At 63.2% G+C, this 18,814-nt stretch carries 14 protein-coding genes and 1 tRNA gene; 6 read left to right on the top strand and 9 right to left on the bottom strand.

All coding sequences use genetic code 11. The annotated features are described in order from the left end of the window. The first annotated feature begins 68 nt into the window (after window positions 1-68). The 3 genes from purC (at window position 69) to purQ (ending at window position 1,821) form a co-directional block, all read left to right on the top strand. On the top strand, window positions 69-848 hold the full coding sequence (gene purC / locus AX702_RS09330) for a phosphoribosylaminoimidazolesuccinocarboxamide synthase (protein WP_066778739.1): 780 nt from the start codon (window positions 69-71) through the stop codon (window positions 846-848). 80 nt (window positions 849-928) lie between these two features. After that, entirely contained in the window at window positions 929-1,159 is a 231-nt protein-coding gene (gene purS / locus AX702_RS09325) for a phosphoribosylformylglycinamidine synthase subunit PurS (RefSeq protein WP_066778738.1), read from the top strand. Next, complete coding sequence (gene purQ / locus AX702_RS09320) at window positions 1,156-1,821, top strand: phosphoribosylformylglycinamidine synthase subunit PurQ (RefSeq protein ID WP_066778737.1); 666 nt, start codon at window positions 1,156-1,158, stop codon at window positions 1,819-1,821. Before purS ends, purQ begins: the two co-directional genes overlap by 4 nt. Before the next feature lie 102 nt (window positions 1,822-1,923). Here purQ and AX702_RS09315 read toward each other — a convergent pair whose 3' ends face one another. Continuing rightward, window positions 1,924-2,667, bottom strand: a complete 744-nt coding sequence (locus tag AX702_RS09315; RefSeq protein ID WP_066778735.1) for a queuosine precursor transporter — start codon at window positions 2,665-2,667, stop codon at window positions 1,924-1,926. Window positions 2,668-2,725: 58 nt separating this feature from the next. Between AX702_RS09315 and AX702_RS09310 the strand changes: the two genes are divergently transcribed. Continuing rightward, window positions 2,726-2,802, top strand: a tRNA-Arg gene (locus AX702_RS09310). A 412-nt stretch (window positions 2,803-3,214) separates the two neighbouring features. On the opposite strand, the gene AX702_RS09305 is transcribed toward AX702_RS09310, so the two are convergent. Further along, entirely contained in the window at window positions 3,215-7,489 is a 4,275-nt protein-coding gene (locus tag AX702_RS09305; protein ID WP_082746165.1) for a rhamnan synthesis F family protein, read from the bottom strand. 96 nt (window positions 7,490-7,585) lie between these two features. Further along, complete coding sequence (locus tag AX702_RS09300; protein WP_066778733.1) at window positions 7,586-9,394, bottom strand: glycosyltransferase; 1,809 nt, start codon at window positions 9,392-9,394, stop codon at window positions 7,586-7,588. A 189-nt stretch (window positions 9,395-9,583) separates the two neighbouring features. Here AX702_RS09300 and AX702_RS09295 point away from each other — a divergent pair, with 189 nt between their 5' ends. Next, a complete protein-coding gene (locus AX702_RS09295; protein ID WP_066778732.1) occupies window positions 9,584-10,678 on the top strand; it encodes a hypothetical protein in 1,095 nt (364 codons plus the stop codon). A gap of 56 nt (window positions 10,679-10,734) precedes the next feature. Next, complete coding sequence (locus AX702_RS09290) at window positions 10,735-11,622, top strand: FkbM family methyltransferase (protein ID WP_082746163.1); 888 nt, start codon at window positions 10,735-10,737, stop codon at window positions 11,620-11,622. Between the two features lie 12 nt (window positions 11,623-11,634). Here AX702_RS09290 and AX702_RS09285 read toward each other — a convergent pair whose 3' ends face one another. The 6 genes from AX702_RS09285 to AX702_RS09260 form a co-directional block, all read right to left on the bottom strand. Then, window positions 11,635-12,924 (bottom strand): glycosyltransferase family 4 protein, encoded by a 1,290-nt coding sequence (locus AX702_RS09285; RefSeq protein WP_066778731.1) that lies wholly within the window; start codon window positions 12,922-12,924, stop codon window positions 11,635-11,637. Continuing rightward, window positions 12,915-14,180 (bottom strand): capsule biosynthesis protein, encoded by a 1,266-nt coding sequence (locus tag AX702_RS09280; RefSeq protein ID WP_066778730.1) that lies wholly within the window; start codon window positions 14,178-14,180, stop codon window positions 12,915-12,917. Before AX702_RS09280 ends, AX702_RS09285 begins: the two co-directional genes overlap by 10 nt. Continuing rightward, complete coding sequence (locus AX702_RS09275; RefSeq protein WP_231731800.1) at window positions 14,177-15,529, bottom strand: capsular polysaccharide export protein, LipB/KpsS family; 1,353 nt, start codon at window positions 15,527-15,529, stop codon at window positions 14,177-14,179. Before AX702_RS09275 ends, AX702_RS09280 begins: the two co-directional genes overlap by 4 nt. A gap of 89 nt (window positions 15,530-15,618) precedes the next feature. Continuing rightward, window positions 15,619-16,794: a lipopolysaccharide biosynthesis protein gene (locus tag AX702_RS09270; protein WP_066778726.1), complete on the bottom strand. Its 1,176-nt coding sequence runs from the start codon at window positions 16,792-16,794 to the stop codon at window positions 15,619-15,621. 52 nt (window positions 16,795-16,846) lie between these two features. Beyond that, entirely contained in the window at window positions 16,847-17,620 is a 774-nt protein-coding gene (locus AX702_RS09265; RefSeq protein ID WP_066778725.1) for an ABC transporter permease, read from the bottom strand. Between the two features lie 108 nt (window positions 17,621-17,728). After that, on the bottom strand, window positions 17,729-18,814 hold a 1,086-nt coding region (locus tag AX702_RS09260; RefSeq protein WP_066778724.1), incomplete at its 5' end, for a glycosyltransferase family 4 protein.

Below are 18,814 nucleotides of genomic sequence, written 5' to 3'. Positions count from 1 at the left end.
GGGCGATTCCCGCCCCGGCCGCGCCGATCCGTCGCGTCGCCGGGGCTGTCCATTTCAGGGGTGATGCGATGGCGCGGCGCCGGCAAATCTACGAAGGCAAGGCCAAGATCCTGTACGAGGGGCCCGAGCCCGGCACCTTGATCCAGTATTTCAAGGACGACGCGACTGCCTTCAACGCTCAGAAGAAGGGCACGATCAACGGCAAGGGCGTCCTGAACAACCGCATTTCGGAGCATATCTTCACGCTCCTGGGCAATATCGGCGTGCCGACCCACTTCATCCGCCGCCTCAACATGCGCGAGCAGTTGATCCGGCAGGTGGAAATCGTGCCGATCGAGGTGATCGTGCGCAATGTCGCGGCCGGCTCGCTCAGCAAGCGCCTCGGCATCGAAGAAGGCACCCAGCTGCCCCGCACGATCCTTGAATATTGCTACAAGGACGATGCGCTGGGCGATCCGATGATCTCGGACGAACATATCGCCGCCTTCGGATGGGCCAGCCAGGACGAGATGCACGACATCGCCGACCTGGCGATCCGGGTGAACGACTTCCTGTCGGGCCTGTTCGCCGGCATCGGCATCCGTCTGGTGGACTTCAAGCTCGAGTTCGGGCGCATCTGGGACAATGATTACGGCCGGATCATCCTCGCCGACGAAATCAGCCCTGATGGCTGCCGACTGTGGGACATGACCACCAACGAGAAGCTCGACAAGGATCGCTTCCGCCGCGACTTGGGCGGCGAGGTAGAGGCTTATCAAGAGGTTGCCCGTCGCCTCGGGCTTCTGCCCGAAGGTGGCGAAACGGCCATCCTCGACATGGCCGAGCATCGCGAACGTCGCGGGAAATGACAGCCACATCGCCCGCGACGCCCCTCCTCGACCTGCGAGGAGGTTGCGATCCGCGGGCGGTTCGAATAGCGGGCACCACCATGAAGCTGCGCATCTACGTCACGCTAAAGCCCGGTGTCCTTGATCCCCAGGGGAAGGCCATCGAGCACGCTCTCTCCGGCCTCGGCTTCAACGGGGTCGAAGGGGCTCGTGTCGGGAAGCTGATCGAGCTGGAAGTCGCCGAGTCGATCGACGACGCGCAGATCGATGCCATGTGCCGCCAGTTGCTGGCGAACACGGTGATCGAGAACTATCGGGTCGAGCGCGCATGAAGACGGCGGTTGTCGTCTTCCCCGGCTCCAACTGCGACCGCGATCTCGCCGCGGCGCTGGAGGAAGTCACTGGCACGAAGCCAGCGATGGTGTGGCATGGCGACACCGAGCTGCCAGACGGCATCGGCCTGATCGCCGTGCCGGGCGGCTTTTCCTACGGTGATTATCTTCGTTCCGGCGCCATGGCGGCGCGCTCTCCGATCATGCGCGCGGTGTCCGAAAAGGCGGCCGCTGGCGTGTCCGTACTGGGCGTCTGCAACGGATTTCAGATCCTGACTGAATCGGGTCTGCTGCCCGGCGCACTCATGCGCAATGCGGGTCTCAATTTCGTCTGTCGCGATGTCGCCCTGACCGTAGAGAATGCGCAGAGCGCGTTCACTAGCCGCTATTCGGCCGGAGAGACGATCAAGATCCCGGTTGCGCATCACGACGGCAATTATGTCGCCGATCAGGAAACGCTCGATCGCCTCGAAGGCGAAGGCCGCGTCGCCTTCCGCTATGCCGAGGACGTGAACGGCTCTGCCCGCGGCATCGCTGGCATTTTGAATGATGCCGGCAATGTTCTTGGCATGATGCCGCACCCGGAACGTCGGATCGAGGCCGCTCATGGTGGCGTGGAAGGGCGGCGATTGTTTGAAGGGTTGCTGGATCTCGTCAACTGATCGCGAGCCCGGCAGTTCTTCGCGCGAGGATCGCAACCGATCCCTCCATCGGCAGCGATACGTCAGTTATTGCATTTGACTCGGCCCTCTCGGCGAACCGCCTCAGACGCGGGTGCCGAAGGGATTGAAGTCCGTCTCCTCGTCAAACACATCCATGCCCTCCGCCCGCTTCAACCACCCAACCACGACATAGGTGAACGGGGTCAGCAGCACCTCCCACGACACTTTCAGAACCCACTGTGTGAACATCACGGTAAGAACGAGCCCGGTAGTCCAGCCCTCCGCGCCAAGAAAGGCGAGCGGATAGAAGATCAGGCTGTCGATCCCTTGCCCCGCGATCGTTGAACCGATCGTGCGCATCCAAAGATGTCGCCCTCCCGTCGCGACCTTCAGCCTGGCAAGAACATAGGAATTTACGAACTCGCCCGCCCAAAAGGCGCACATGCTCGCAAAAACTATCCTGGGCACTTGGCCGAACACAGCCTCATAGGAGGCTTGGTTGGTCCAGTCCGGCGCCGGTGGCAGAGCCACCACCACCCAGGCCATCAGCGCCATGAACACCGTGGCGGCGAAGCCAGCCCAGATCACGCGTCGCGCGCGCGCGTAGCCGTACACTTCCGTCAATACATCGCCGATGACGTAGCTGACGGGGAAAAACAGGATCCCCGCGCCGAACGGCCAGAAGCCAACGCCCGGCAACCAGATCTGGGCTACCTTCCCCGCGCCGAGCACATTGGAGAGCAACAGCACGGCAACAAACGCCGCCATGACGAAATCGTAGTATCTCAGGCTCTGCCCATGCAACTTGGTCGCCGAAACTCGGTACGGTCTTGCCCCCTCGGTCATGCGAGGATCATGCCGATGGTTTCACTCTCCCGCAATCCACGCTAACAGACGCCGGTGCGCGCCCGTAGCTCAGTTGGATAGAGCACGAGCCTTCTAAGCTTGGGGCCGCAGGTTCGATTCCTGCCGGGCGCGCCATGTTCAGCAGCAGCGTTTACGCCTCCTTCCTCGATGGCTTCGCATTCAGCTCTTGCACAAGAGATCGGTGTCCGTCAGTCTCGTGACAATAAGGACCGGCAAGCCGGCGTTTTCAGGAGAGGGTTATGGAAGCAGCTAATACCGTTCTGTTCGCTGCGGCGAGCATTGGCGCCGTCGCTACAATGAGCAGCATTCTGTTTCTCGCGCGCCGTGCCAAGTGAGGTGACAGGCGGATATCGTTCCACCTGTCAGTTCAGTTAGCATTGCGCTCGCATCATCGCTTCAGGAGCGATCAAACGGCACGCACAGAAACCGCACGGTAAGATTGTCTCCTGCCAACGGGCCTCCGCGACGCCCCAAAGTGCGAAAAGCTGCGTGATCAACAGGTTACGGATCGTCGCAGTCTTCGCGATCAGACGAACCAGTCACCGCCGTCCACCGCTGGCGTCAGGTCGAGCATGTCGCGGCGCATTCGGGGCGGCAAAGCCGGATCGTCTGTCAGCCAGTCGCCCCACCGCGCTAGAAATAGCGCCAGCTGATCTCCGGGGGGTGCGATCTCGCCACGGGATTTCTTTTCGGAATGAATGAGTTCGGCGACAGGATTGTAGATGATACGAAAGCCCTGCTGCCGAATCTTCAAACATAGATCGACGTCGTTGAACTCCAGGCTGAACCGCTCGTCAAAGCCGCCAACCAGCTCAAGAACGCTCCGGCGGGTCGCCAGGACAGCACCCGTGACGACGGACACTTCGCGCTGAGTGATGGCCCAATTCTGATAGGTCGGCTCTCCAGCCTTAGCGCCGAGCCACGCATGGACGCATGTCCCGTGGATGCCACCGTAGATGCCGGCGTGCTGGATCGTTCCGTCGTCGTACAACAGGCGCGGCCCCACCGCACCGACATCGCGATCCGCCGCGAAGCCAATGAGAGCACGTAGCCACTCTTGATCAAGCGCGACGACATCGTCGTTCAGTAGAACGATCAGCTCGCTCTCCGCAGACTGCCATAGCAGGTTCATCTTGGCTGCAAAGTTGAAGGGCTCGCCCGCTGCTCGCCCGGTCTCGATCCTTCGCAAGCGGAAGGGCCAATCGGCGTCAGCCCAGATCGGCGTGCCCGCGACATCGTCCCCGACCAGCACAGTCAAGCGGTCCGCCGGCCAGTCGACTTGCGCGAGACTGCGCAGCAACCGTTCGATGTAGGTGCCCTCGTCACTGGCCACCGACGTACGGCGAGTGGGAATGCACAACGTTACATGAGGCAGCTCCGCACCGAACCGAGCGGAGAGTTGCAGGGCACCTGCCGCCTGCCCCTCCGAAACTTCATAGCCCGCATAAAGTGGCGAACGCTGGAGCAGGGCACAGCGGTCGTCCACGGGCGCAAGGATGCGACGGCCGCTTTGAACCAGCATCACTTCGGGAATGCCGCCGATCGAAAAGCCCCGTTCCGCGCACCGCAGCACGAGATCAAACAATGCCGCATCACCCAACTCCGGCCGCAAACCGCCAGCCTCGTGCAAAGCAGATCCGCGGACGAACAGCGGCGCTCCGACATAATCCTGCGCTGCCAGCAGCGTCCGATCGAACTGCGGCTTCAAGCGCACCTGTTGCAGCAACGTGTCTTCACCAAATGCGACATCGTCTGCGTAAAAGAGCGCTACGTCCGGGCGGGCGGCCGCGCATCGAGCCAGAATGGTCGCCGTCATCGGGTGGATACGTGCGTCTTCCGGAGCGATCAGCAGCCAGTCTTCCGGTTCGTTCGCGACGTCGACAAGACCCGTGCGCGTCGGCACGAGCGATCCCGCTGCGAGCGGCAGCACCTTCAAGGCCACGGATTGCCGGTCGATGATTGTACCGGCGCTGGATAACGGAATGCCCATTCCGCCGTCCTCTATCCTTGGAACAATATGCCGCACCCTCTCCCGATCAGAGAACAGCGCATCAAGGCTTGCAGCGATGGCCGAGCCGACCGCCTCGATTGATAGCTTTTCAGCCACTCGGGCGCGGGCGGCCGCGCCAATCGTCTCATCACCCGCCTCGACCCGTTCGGCAGCGGCGACAAGCGCCTCCGCCAGCGCGGCTTGATCGATGCGAGCCCATGTTCCGCCGCGGAAGTAATGACCGAAGTCTTCCTCCAGCGTCCACGGCTGTGCCGCCACCGGAAAACCACAACTATGGTCGAGGAACTGACGGGTCCCGCCGTAATCGGTGGCCAGTACCACGCGACCGGCCGCCATCGCCTCGGCAACGGTAAGGCCGAACCCTTCCGAGCAATGGGGAGAGGCGTAGATGTCGCACGACGACACAAGGTCCGACACTTCGTGGCTGCTCAGCGAGCGATTGAGCAGCAGAACGCCCTCGGTCTCCTCGGCAAGCAAGGCGAGAGCCCTGCCCTCTCCCGGACGATCCAGAAGGTGCTTGGTTTTAAGAACCAGAGTCCAGCCCCGCTGGGCCAGTCCGGAGGCTGCAAATGCGTGGATCAACGCTGCGGGATTCTTACGCACAAGATAGCTGGCGCCGTCGAAGATGTAGAGGATCATGCGGCGATCGCCAGGAAGATCCAGCGCCTCGCGGATCGAGGATCCGCTGCCAAGCAGATCGTTGGCGACCGGTACCACATGCGGGATGACGTCCACAGGGGCTCGCCCCTCGGCCGCAAACACGTCCGCGTTATAGCTGCTCGGCGCCCAGATTCGGTCAACGGATGCAAACTCGCGCTGCCAACCGGGCGGCAGCTGCTCCATTTCCCACACCCAATAGCCGATGCGTCGGCGCGCCTGACTGATCTGCGCTCGTTGATCCTCGGTCAGCAGGTGCCAGGAATCGGGGTTCAGATGAACGATTGCGACATCGGCAGCCCCGTCGAAGTCAGTGACATCGTGCGGCGGAACGAGCGGCTTGTGAACGTGGAAGGGCTTGCGGATCGGATGCAGGTTCAGTCGCACGCCGGCCTTTCTGATGGCGGCAATAATGCCCCGGCTGGCAGCCCCCAAGCCGTTGTCGAAGTTCCACGGGCCGTAAAAGGCAACCTTATAGGGCTTGGCCGGCAACCCTTCCGCAGCGTTGCTGGGCAGCGGACGGGCAAGCAGCGGATACCCTGATGCGGGAAGAGGCTCGCTCGTGAAATAGTCGCGCGTGGCATCGCGCAGGTCCGGGTCGAACCCAGCGCGGCTCAATTCCCTGTCCAGTCCTTTGGTGCTGACATAGCCAAAGCTATTCCGAAGGAGCGACGTCTTCACGAACGGAAAGCCCGCCGTGAGGAGACGTTTCCACGCGAACAACGTCGGGTTGCGCGCCTCATCGACCTTGAAGATGCTGTCCGCCGTGAAACCGGCTTCGCAGACGCGCTCCGTCAAAGGCACTTCATATCTGTTGATGATGGCGTCCTTGTCCGTAATCACCTGAACTGAATTGACGAACAAGTGAAAGGCGTAGGAGGCAAGCAGATCCGCGCTGACGCGAAAGAAGTAACTTTGCAGATGCCAGCCACGCTCAAGTGATTCGGTTAGGCCGACAAGATCCGCATCGTTCTTCCGGATTCGGCTGATCAGCTCAGAGAAGGCGGCCGAGCTGCTTGGGCCGAAGATGCTGTCGTTTATGACATAGAGGCAGTCGGCCGAATAAAGCCAAGGCTCCAGGCGCAACATATGTGCCCAGGCACCGAAGTCGTACCCCTTGTTCTCGCGGACGACGGCACTGGAAACGATATCCAGCAGTTCATCGTCAAGCATCACTGGTCGGTCCGCGTTTACGACCAGGGACACCGAAATGCCTTCTTCAGTCAGCAGCCGCAGGAAGTTCCTGACGAATGGCTGAAGCACTCCTGTGTCAGCATAAGCCACGAAAATGGCGTGCTCACCGCCAACCTTTGCGAGCGGCTTGGCGAACATGTGGCGCGCCGCTGTAACCCGCCGCGCTGCCTCCGCATCCGCTGAACTCGGTATGGCTATCGTCAGTGGCGATCCATCGAGAACGTCTCCAGTGGACCGCAGCCGGACATCAGCCCGCACCGTCTCACCCGCAAGATCCTCCGCATCGACGAACAGCGTGAACCCGGTCGGAGCCTTGGTATAGCCGGCCTTGACGACGTCCGGGCGCAACTGCGTTGCCGTGCCTGAGCCGATGATCCGTCCGTCCGCGATCACGATCTCGATTTCAGCAGGCCCCTTCGATGGGTCGGGTTCAACCGCCCAGCCTCGCACGACCCGACCATCCACCCTATCCACGCTGCCGACCAATTGTCGGTCGCTTCGCACCCGTCGCGCCGAGAGATCACGCTCGGGGACCTTTCCCAGCGATTCCAGTTCAGCACGAGCAGCAAGGTTGCCGTCGATGTCAAAGCTGCGTGCATAATAGCGCTCCGCCTCCGACCGCCGACGCATGAACTTCATCAGATGACCCAGGTTCAGGGCGAGATCAGAATCCTCCGGGTCGAGCTTCGCTGCATGAAGGTACGCGTCCTCGGCTCCTTCCGGGTCGCCAGACTCCTTCAATGCATGGCCCAACTGAACCCAGATCGCGAAGGATGAGGGGTCGGTTTGCAGGTACGTTCGATATTGCTCCGCCGCGCCCGCCCAGTCGCCAGCGTCGCGTGCTCTGTCGCCAAGAAGGCGGTACCTGCCGCTTGACGCTGAGTAGCCGCCCGGAAGCCCAAGCGTCGCTGCCGCTCGCGCGAAAAAGCTCCGGACCATCTTACCCCCGTTTGCGACGCCTGCCCCGCTTTAGCGGCTAATCGATATAAGACACGGTGTTAAGCCATGTGCCCACGGCCGCACGGTCAGACTTGTTCATGATGGGTCAGACCGACTTGGCATCCATGGGTAATCGCTGGCGCTCCGGTCGATCTGCGCCAGGATTTCCCGCGTCGTCGGCTCCCGAAGCAGATCAAACGGCCGTTCACCGCGCTGCCAATACGGGCTGATGCCGGGATCTTCGGCCAACGCTGCTCCCCAGCGCTCAAGCAGATCCATGCGCTCGCCTTCGTCCCAGGCAATCGCCACCTTTGTCTGGTTTCGTCCCCGCGTGGCGCCTTCGTGATGGATCGCCTCGATCTCAGGGCAGTAAAGGATGGTTCGGCCGAGTTCGCGGAGGCGCAGGCAGAAATCAACGTCGCTATGCGCGATCATCAGCCGCCCTGCATCGAACCCGTTGACCCGGTGAAAATCTCCCCGCCTCACCGCCAGAAATGCGCCCGTCAGCGCTGACACCGCATGTCTGATGGCGTAGCGCCGACCGGGGCCAGGATCCACGGCCGGGATGCCGCGCCCCTCATGCTCCGCGCCACCAGGCCCGAAGCCGAAGGCGATGCCGGCGTGCTGGATCGTTCGGTCGGGATAAAGCAGCCGTGCGCCGACCGCGCCGACCTGAGCCGCGCTCAAAGCGTCAGCGACCGCATCGTCCCAACCTGGCGAGAGCATCTCCACATCATTGTTGGCGAAGACGATCAACGGCGCATCGCTTGAAGCAGCGCCCAGGTTCGATGCCAGCGACCAGTTGAACGGCGCGTCGAACGGCACAATCCGTGCTGTGCGTTCCTTCTCCAGTCGGCGGAATAGAGTAGCGGTATCGGCGGCGATGCTTCGATTATCGACCACCACAATGTCCAGCCGCTCGGGCTGCCGCGCCGTCGCACGGAGCGCCGCGATCGCTCGCGATAGCAGGCCGGCCCCGTCTCGCGTGGGGATCACCACCGCGATCCGATCGTCTCGCGGCACAGACGGGATCGACAGGGGCTCGGGTAGGACCAGCGGTGCCAGGCGACCTGGTTTTGCATCATCCGGCTCTGCTCGCCCGGTTCTGGCGACAAGTGGCAGGCTGAGCTGCGTGGCCAGCAGTCGCGGCACATGTGCCACGCTGCCCCGCCGACCTGCATCGATCAGCATCGCCCGCCGATCGCGCACTCCATTCTCGTTGATCTTCTCAATGGCGCCGGACACGGCAATCACTGCCGGCGCAGGACCCGCGGCAATCAGCGCCTCGTCGAAAGTGCCGTACAAGACCGGATCGGCGCGCAATATGCGAAAGGCCGGATCTGCCACGCCGAGGTCATGGTCGGCATAGGCTGCTCCGGCACCGGTCCGAAGCAAGACAAAGGACAGCCACGCAAGCGTTTCGGGATCCAGCACCGTGCCCGCGTCCAGCAGGATCGCGATCCCCTCGCCCGCATCCTGTTCCAAGTCCCAAGGCGCGAACGCAACGCGCTCGTCGGTCTGGGCGAACGAAGCGACGGGCGCGACGCGCAGCTCCTCGGAGGCAAGCACAGTGGCGGACCAGTCACTGATCGACTGATCCTGCAGGCTCCGCAGGGTTGCCCGCAGAAGGAACGGCGCCGCCCGCCTGGCGTCCACCAGCACCCTGATCGGCGGAGATGGCTGCGCCGGGGCCGGCGGCGGACGTATCGCCACGTCACGGCGGAACTGATCATACGCATCCAGCGGATAGGCAAGCCCAGCGGCGATGACTTCACCAGTCCCGCGTTCATGGGCAAAGGCTTCGGCCAGCGCCCGAATTTTCCTCCAGCGTTCCGTCGGGCGGAGCTGTTCCTCTGTCAGCGTCGGTCGAGCATGGCGCGGCGCTTCGACATCGCGCAGCGCCATCGCTTCGTTTGGCCCGCTCTGGAGTGGCTCCAACGGTGGCACGACGGGCCGCTGACCTGCCCGAGGATCTCGCCGCATCCTGCGTGTCATGATCGCCCCCGCATGGATCGTGAATGGCGTCTTCGTTGCCGGGTGACAAGGCGGCTCGCACGATTGCCACGCGCGCGCACACTCGCCTAGGGTTTGCGAATGACCGTCCAAACGCTTGATCCCTTTGGCTACTGGCCGGCTCAGCGGAGCCGCATCCGCTCGCTTGGCGGACCTGAGCGAAGCACGGACACCAATTACGTCTTTCACAGCGCTTATGTCGCGGTTCCGGCGGGCCCCGCGCTTGCGGAAATCGCGTTTGACGATCTGGTCGCCAGTGTCGGGATGATCGCGGTGCGCATCTTCCAGCACCTGCCGGACGGGCAGCCGCTGGTCACGGAGCGCGGAAAGCTTACCGCGCTCCTGCCCTCGTTGGCGGCCGCACCGCGAAGCATCAAGCTGCCGTTCGAGGCCGTGCCGGGCGCAACCTATGCGGTGACCGGCTATGTCTTTGGCGAGTGCGAGGCGCAGGCGCGCGGGCTCAGCATAACGGTCTCGGGGCGCGTCGCCGAGCTTGAGGATCCTGCCCGCACGCGCAGCCTCTTCGGCCGCCTCAAGGCCCGCCGGGCAGGTGCGATGGTGAGCAGCGATTCGCCGCAACTCGCTTGGCCAGTGTCCCAAGGGTTCACAACGGATCAGATCCACGAACCGGACTTCGCCCGCCTCGGCGCGCAGCTACCGGCCGGCGCATCGCCGGTCGAAACCTGGGAAGCGGCCTATATTCTCCGTGTTTTGGAGCAATATGGCCGGCTGGAGGCCGGTGCGCGGGGGCTGGCGCTGTCCGCCGGTGCGGAGCCCATCGCTCGGATCGCCACCGAGGCGGGATGCAATGTTCAATCCATCTTTGTCGCACCGGGTGGAACCATGGATGCTGCATGTTCAGCGCATTTCAGCACGCCGGGAGAAGGAATTGGCTTCGATTTCATCTATACGCGCAGTGATCTGTTCGGATCGGCCGACGCCGGACGAGCAGCAAAGATGATCGATGATCTGCTCGGACGCGTTCGGCCGGGCGGCCTGGTCATCCTGCTTGCCACTACCGGCCCGAACCTGGACAGGCATGGTCTGAACCGGATCGTTTTGGAGCTTGCCGCCCAAGGCCATATTGCGGCTCAGGTTCGTCATGCCGATCTAGAACGGGCACCCGGCCCGTTTGGCATCGTCGTTCGCGCCTCGACCGAGGCGACGATCGCGTAACGCCGGGCGCGACACGCTAGGTTTCCGAACGGGTGCCTGCGGGCTAAGGATGAACAATGCGCTTCCTGGATCATCAAGCAACCCCCGCGGACATTCGCCGCCAGGGCGAGGCACAGGGCGCGATTTTTGACATATGGGCGCTCAGGTCCGGCGATCGCTGGCGGCATGAGGCCGTCATCCGCGGGCTGTGCCAAACGGCCTATCTCGGGGATCATACCGCGATCTGCCGCGTGCTCGGCCGTTACAAGATGTTCGTCGACACCAAGGACATCGGCGTCGCCAGCCACCTCATGCTGGATGGCTATTGGGAGATGTGGAACACGGAGGCGATCGTCGGCCTGATCAAGCCCGGCATGACCGCCATGGATGTCGGTGCCCATTGCGGGTACTTTTCGCTTCTTCTGGCGGATCTCGTCGGGCCGGAGGGAAAGGTTCTTTCCTTTGAGCCCAACCCGCCCATCGCGGAACTGCTGCGTCGCTCGGTTGCGGTCAACGGCTTCGACGGACGCACCAGCGTCTATGAAGTTGCGTTGGGAGACCAAGGCGGCTCGGCCATACTCGACGTGCCCCGGAACGAACCGAAGAACGCCCATGTCGTGCAAGGCGTCGCCGGCCCCGGAATGGTGGAAGTTCCCCTGCAACGCGCCGATCGGATCGCCGGCGCATCTGAGGCAGATTTCATCAAGATCGACGCGGAGGGGGCCGAGCAGGCCATCTGGAAAGGTCTTGAAGGCATTCTGCAGCAGCAGCGACCGCTGACGATCCTGCTGGAGTTTGCCGGCGTTCGATACGCCGATCCTGCCAGCTTCCTCGACGAAATCCTGGCCTATGGTTTCAATCTTGCCGAGGTTGATCTGGTCGGCGGGATACAGGATCGCACCCGCGATCAGGTCCTGAACGCATCTCCCGTGATCGATCAGATGCTGCTTCTGACGCGGACGTGATCCGCTAGCGGACTACCGCCGCTGATCGGCGACCGCCTCGACCACATCGAGCACGATGTCCATATGACGGGCCCAACTCATGGGCGACCACCCGCGCATCCGTTCACATTGCGCGGCTCGCAGCGCAGACACTGGGCTCGCATAATCCAGGATCGTCCGAAGCCAGCCGATACCGTCGAGTGGATCGAGATAGTCGGGCATGTCGCCGCCCGCCTCGCGCAACGCACTGATGTCGCTGCAAATCACCGGGACACCGGCAGCAAGCGCCTCCGCTACCGGCATCCCGTAACCCTCCGCGAAGGAAGGCAACAGCACCGCCCGTGCGCCGCCAAGCAATCGCGTGAGCTGTCGATCATCTACGTCCGGCTGCTCCACGACATGGCCGCGCAGCGCCACCGATCGCTCCAGCAAGTCGATGACGTTCTCATTTTCCCACCCGCGCCGGCCGACGAGGATCAGGCGCGGCGCCGCCTCTCCCATGCTCTCCGCCATGCGCCGCCACACATTGAGCAACAGCAGATGGTTCTTCCGCGGCTCGATCGTGCCGATGCAAAGAAAATACGGCCGCTCGCTACCCTCGCCATCGATCATTGGCACAGGATCGCTCCACTCACAGCCCAGATGAGCGACGCGGGTCGGCCGCCCTGCCCGCGGCGTCAGATGCGGCTGCAGCTCATCCAGTGTGGCCTGGGAATTGGCGACTATCCCGTCGGCGAAGCGGTCGATCGTGCGGATGCGCCGCGCGTGGAGCGCAGCGCCATTCGCACGGGCGAATTCCGGATAGGCAAGCGGGATCACGTCGTGAACCAGGTTCACGAAGCGGGCGCGCTCGGTCTGCAGGATACTGCGCACGAGCTTGCCGTCCTCGAGGTGATGCGGCGAGGCCTGGAGGTACACGCGTTGCCCTAACGGCACAGGAACCGCTCGGGGGCGAAGCGCGAATAGGTGCCGGATCGCTTGCGCCCTTACTGCTTCAGCCTGTGCCTCGCCCCGTGTCTGCCAGCGCGCCTGGGTGAAAGCGAGAAATTGTCTCACCGCGCCTATTTCGAGCCGTCCGTAATAGCCGCCCGCCGGATGCACCGCCGCGAAGCGCAGCCGGTCGGGAACTCGTTTCAACAGTTCGACGGCATAGGCATATTCCACCCGATCGATGCCGGTTGGCGTCAGATGATAGGCACGGCTGAGCAAGCGCGAGAGATCGAATACGATTGGCCGGCGCGCACGACGACTATGCCGGCCGGTGCCGGGCAGTCCCTTGCTGAACAGCATCTGCGCCGGCGCGCGAAACGGTTTCAGCGCCAATGGGCAATCCGGGTCACGTTATCGGCGCTCGCCGGCGACATTTCCGGTGCGGTCAGACGCGGGATGGCGTTCTCCACCAGCATGGCCAGACCTTCTTCGCTCAAGAAGCCGCCGTGCACCAGCGATCGATCAACGAACACCCTGCGCACGGCCGCCCAAAGATCGGCGTCAGGCTGGGGGGGATTAGGCCAGAAATCGTCCAGCGCGCCGCGATGAACCACGCCATCGACGTCATAGACGGCGTGTCCGAGCACCGCGACCGGGACGCCGTGGTTCAGCGCCAGCGTTCCCACCGTGCTGTTGACCATCACGGCGCCGACCATGATCGGCAGCAGCATCGCGATATCGCCATCGGAAATGTAGAAGACCCGGTCTTCCACTCCGTAATGCCGCGCCAGATTCTGGGTAATCCGGCGCCATGGAACGAGGCCATTATCGAGGGGATGGCGCTTCACGAGCAGACGACTGCCGGACGGGGCGCCGCGTGCAAAGCTCTTGATGATGAAGCGCAGCGCGGCACGCATGTCGCCAAAGGGCGAATGAACGCGAAGCTGATAGTCCGAATTCAGCTGCAAAGGCGCAAGAAAGATCGGATGATCCTCCCATTCCGGCAGCACCTGCTCCAGTGTTCGCCGTGACAACTTGCGCTCACGTTTATTGTTGGCCGCCCACAGCCCCCAACCCGCCGCTTCGACCAGAGGATTATGCGGCCGATGCGTCCGGTAGAATGGGTAAGCCGGGGTCAGCAGCATCGTTGCCAGCAGATGGCTGATCGTCTCTTCCGCCCGACGCCGAAAGCTGGATGGCACGGGATCATGTTCCGGCTCGGGCGGCAATCGCCGTGCCTCTGCACGGAACCACAAGGGATCTCGCGACATTCGGGAGTGTCCGTTCACGCCGCCCTCTTCCAGCGTGACGTAGTCGGGGCGGATATACCCTTCCTCCAGCACGTGGACCCGGAGGCCTCGGACTTTCGCCATTCCGTGCGCGCTGGAATGATGCGGCCGGCAGTCGCCGAAAAGCACGACATCCGTGATGCCGTGATCAACGATGAAATCATCGAAGAAGACCGGCCAATTTCGCAGAGTACCGCGGTAATCGACCGCCGCACTTGGCCAGTCCAGCCGATCACCGCCGCACAGGTTGATCCGAAACACGCTGTGGCCAAGTGCCGACAGGGCGCCGCCCAGACGAGCGAAATACGAACCATGCGGTCCTTGCAGGAAGAGGAAGCGACGCTGCTCCTGCGCAGTCATCCCTGCCTCCTCACTGCCGGCCGCATCGCCAGGCGTGCTGCGCCATAGGCGCGTCGAAGGCCGGTCAATACATTGTACGGCCGCCGGCTCGTTCGGCCGAGCCGTTCTACGATCACCTCTGGAGGACAGGGCAACTCAGTCTCGGGATCAAGGTAGCGTGGCGCCAGGATCAAGGCGCCGGCAACCAGCGCGTCGAGCGACAGCGGACGGCCTCGGCGCGCCGGAACCGGGCAAAGGTCCCGGGTCAAACCCCAGCCGGCATAAAAGGGCATGCCGTGTACCGTCACCTCCACGCCGCGCAGCAAGGCTTCGAATCCGGTGAGCGAGGAGAAGACATGAACGGCATGGGCCTTCTCCAATAGGGCGAGCAGCGATCCGCTACCAAGCACAAGATCGGCATCCTCGGCCCCCGGGACCGTACCATTGCGCAGACCGGCCATGACGTCGGGATGCGGCCGATAGATGATGAAAGCGTCTGGCTCGCATCGGCGAACTCGGCGCATGAAATCGCTCATGCCGGATTGCCCGTTGCGGGTTACCGCCAGGTCATCGGCAACCTGCCCGACCGCCAGGACAATCTTTCTGCCGGTCGGTAGCGGCGGCGGCGATGCACCCTCGTCGATACCGTATTTGCCCAGGCGCGCCGCAACGATCTGTTCGCGCAATGCCTTTGCCCGGCACAGCAGCGGCTCGGTGAATTCTCCGTTGGCGAGAATATGCTCGAGTTCGCTCGCTCGGTCGGGGTCGTAGTGGATACCGCCAAGCCGATCGACCAGGATCGACAATGGCGGCCGGCACTCGGCACCCAACCCAGCCGAGCGCAGAAAACCATCCTCAACCTGCCACGCCGCCACGCCTGCCCGCTCTGCCTGTGCAGGAAAATGCGCCGGTGTGCGGGAGGGCCAATAGGCGACGGCGTGCCCTGGTTCGGCGAGCGCGAGTGCCCGCTCGGCGGACAAGAACGGCGGTTGCTTCTCGCCATCCCAGAGAAAGCGGCCAATCGCCTCCCGCTTCCAGCCACTCATGCCAATCGCAGCGACGATCTTTTGGTTGGCGATCAGGGTCGATTGCCACGACGAAAGGATGTGAACGGCCTCATGCGCGTCGCATGGAGCGCCGGTGAACGGATTGCGATAACTGGCTGCCTCGATTGCCTGGATCGCGTCGGCGCGACGATCCTCGCGCTCGCCCTCTCCCGCGATCCAGCGCAAAATGGCGCGCTCACGCTCATTCTCTCCGGCCTCTCGCCTGTTCGCGCCGAGCCAGAACGCACCGCCCACGCCACTTTCCCGCATTGCCTCGAACAGCCGATCGGGATCGTCAAGACGGGAGCGGCCGGAGCATGACACGGCAGCAACCTCCCTCCCTACCCACGGGAAGGGGGGAGACCGTAGCAGAAGTGGGGCGGCCGATGGCACGACCACAACGCCTCTCCCGATCAGGCCGCGTGCTCGCGCACGCCCGCCGCGATCAGCCAGCCGATCGCGTAAACGACAAGCAATGCGCAAAATACTGTCAGCAAGGTCAGCGCCCGCTTCGGGTACAGCGACTTCACCGGCATGTTCGGCTCGACAACACGCGCCACATACAATTGCTGGCGCACAGCATTCTGCCGCGCCTGCTGATAGGTGGCGGCCGCCGCCTCGTAACGCTTGGCGAGCAGCTCCTGCTGGATCCGCAGCCGCTCATAGCCGCCCAGTCCCTCGGCAATGGTGCTGGCGCCGCCGGCGAGACGACTGTTCTGCGCCGCAAGCTGGCCCTCCAGGCTCCGGATCTGCTGCTTCAGCGCCTGTACCTGCGGACTTTCCGAGCCGATCAGCGACTGGGTGGTGGAAAGCTGCGCCCTTGCCGCGGACAATTCCTGCGACAGTCGGGAGACCAGCGCGATCTGCGCCTGCGCCGTGCCTGCCGGATCGACATCCCGCCCGGTCTGCCGGAACCGCGTAAGCTGCGTCTGCACGTCGCCTAATGCGCGCTCCGCCTCGTCCAGCTGCCGGCGCGACAATGCGACTGCATCGGAGAAGCCGCGAATGTTCATTTCGTTGACGCGCTGCTCGCCCAGGCTGAGCAGCGCACGCGACAGATTATAGGCATCGCCCGGCCGGAACGCGCGCGCCTTCAGCGTCGTGATGCCATTGTCGGTATCGAAATAGACGTCGACCTGCTGCTGATAGTAGCGCAGCAGAAACTCCGGCGTCGGCTCCGCCACCATCAGGCGGCTAAGCAGATCGGCCTCGGGGCGCCGGAACAGCGCAACCAGGTTCAACCGCTTCTGTAGCGCCGCGACAACGTCGTGGGATGTCAGATAGTCGGCAACACTCTGTGCCTCGGTCGAGGCCGCGCCCGCGCCGCTACCCGCGCCAAAACCAAGCGCTGCGGTGATGCCGCCCATTGATGGCGAGGGATCACTGCCGCCCTGTGTGCGGACGATGAAGTGCGCTTCAGACACATATTGGTCCGACGCCATGGCATAAAGATAGGTCGCCAGCAGCAGGGTCGGCGCGACCACCACTAGGATGAACCACTTATACCGCTTCCACAGGCGGTGCGCGCGCGTGCTCAGTGGCGGTGCGGCTTTAACCTCCGCATCGGCCGGCGTCATGAAACCGTGCACGCGTAACTCCCCCTCATCGTGCGACCAGCGGCGCTTTGCCCGGCTTCGCCCCTCACGGCATCTGAATACGCTTTCGTGCAACCGAAAGCAAAAGTAGGCCCAATAGGATTAGCCCTAAAATCCAAGCGCTCAGATAAGCAAGGTCGATATAGAAGGACTTGGCCGATTTGAACCAGCCATACCGCATGATCTCGTAGCAATGCGCCAGCGGGATCGTGAGAAGAATGTCGCGAACTTGCCTGGGCAGCGCGTGCATTGTGAAGAAGGCGCCCGACAGCGGCATCAGCACATAGATGATCGGATGGATGATCCGCCCCAGCGAGCGACGCTCGTGCGTGATGGCGCACACCACCATGGAGAAGCCCCAAGACAGGAGGAACATCGCGAGGACGCCTAGCCCGTAGATCAGGGGCCGTTCCGGCAGGTTGGCAATCCCGGTCGCTACCGCCAGTCCCATCAGCACGCAAAAGGCGAGCAGCGTCCCTGCCTGTTCCAGAAGGCCTCGAGCCAGCAGGACGTCGAATGGAGTGATGGTCCGGTGATAGAAGAGCGAGACGTTGCTCTCCAGCGCTCCCTCCGCACGGCTCAACATCGAGCGGAACGTCATGAAGTTGCAATAGCCGATCAGCGCGGCGGGCACCGGCTTGATGTCCCCACCGAAGTGATTGGGCGCCCGCGCATGGATCAGGCCCACCGCGGTCGCCAGGAACAACGGCTCCAGGATCAGCCAGAGATAGCCTATATTCTCCCGGCCATACCTTGTGTGCAGTTCGCGCATCATCAACGCACCGATCACACGCGTCTGGATGCGCAGCCCTTCCCGCATTACGCCCCGCCGTCGCGGCAATTCCTCGCTGACGCTTGCCATGGTCCCGCCCCGATTAGTCAGAGGTCGCTAGCGTAAAGCGCGGAGCACGTCGAGGCAGCCGCGCGATCAACGCGGCGGCGACGCCAGCACGCTGGTATAAAGGGCGTGGAGCTTGCGCCGATGCTCGCTCAGGGAAAAGCGTGAGGCCTGCTGAAGCCCGGCCTGGGAAAGCAACGCGCGCATTTCCGCGTCACGATCGACGCGCGCGATGGCTCGCGCGAGCGCCGACACATCATACGGATCCACGATCAGCGCGGCATCGCCGGCGACCTCGGGCAGCGAGCCCCGGTTTGATGTCACCACGGGCGTGCCAAGCTGCATGGCCTCAAGCACCGGAAGGCCAAAACCTTCGTACAGAGATGGAAACAGAACCGCGCGAGCATGCCGGGCGAGATGCATCAGCAGCCGCCGCGGCAGATATTCCAGCTGGATGATGCGCGCGCCCGATTTGCCACCACGACGAACCATGGCATCGACAAGCCGCAGTTCCCCGTCCTTCTGCCAGCCGCTAGCACCGACGAGCACCAGCGGATGCGGCGTATCGGTGGATAGATAGGCCTCGACCATCCGAGCCACATTCTTCTTCGGTTCGATGGCGCCGAAGAACAGGAAATAGCCCTGCGGTTTGACGCCGAAGATCGCCTCCACGCCGACTGTCTCGTGGACGAGGCCATCGGGAATGGGCGTATGTTGATAGGTGTTGGTGACCTGATCCTCACGTGCGCCGAGCAGGTCGATGATATCCCGGCGGCTCGACTCAGATACCGTGACGATGTGATCGCCTTCACGCACGCATCGCTCCACCAGCCGATGATAGTAGCGCTTGCGATCCAGCGTTGCGAAGGGCAGCTTCAGCGGCACGAGATCATGCAACGTGTAGAGGTTGCGTGAACCCACCAGACGTAAAGGGATCGGGTACGTCCAGTGCATGATCGCCGGTGGATCGGGAATCTTCAGTTCGAGGAACCGCCGAGTCCGCCGGAAGTGGCGCTCGGCCCGCTCGAACAAATGCGCACCGCTCAGCAAGCGGTCAAAACGGGGCAGCTTGTCGGCAAATCCAGCGCGTTCGATTCGCGACGTTTCCGGCACCTCCGACACGCGCAACCCGCGCATCACGGTTGCCCGATCAAGCATCGGCCGGAGCCAGGCGGG

The sequence above is a fragment of the Sphingomonas sp. CCH5-D11 genome (assembly GCF_001557395.1).
Taxonomy (GTDB): domain Bacteria; phylum Pseudomonadota; class Alphaproteobacteria; order Sphingomonadales; family Sphingomonadaceae; genus Sphingomonas.
Note: the sequence above shows the minus strand (reverse complement) of the source record. Positions and strands in the feature narration are given on the sequence as shown.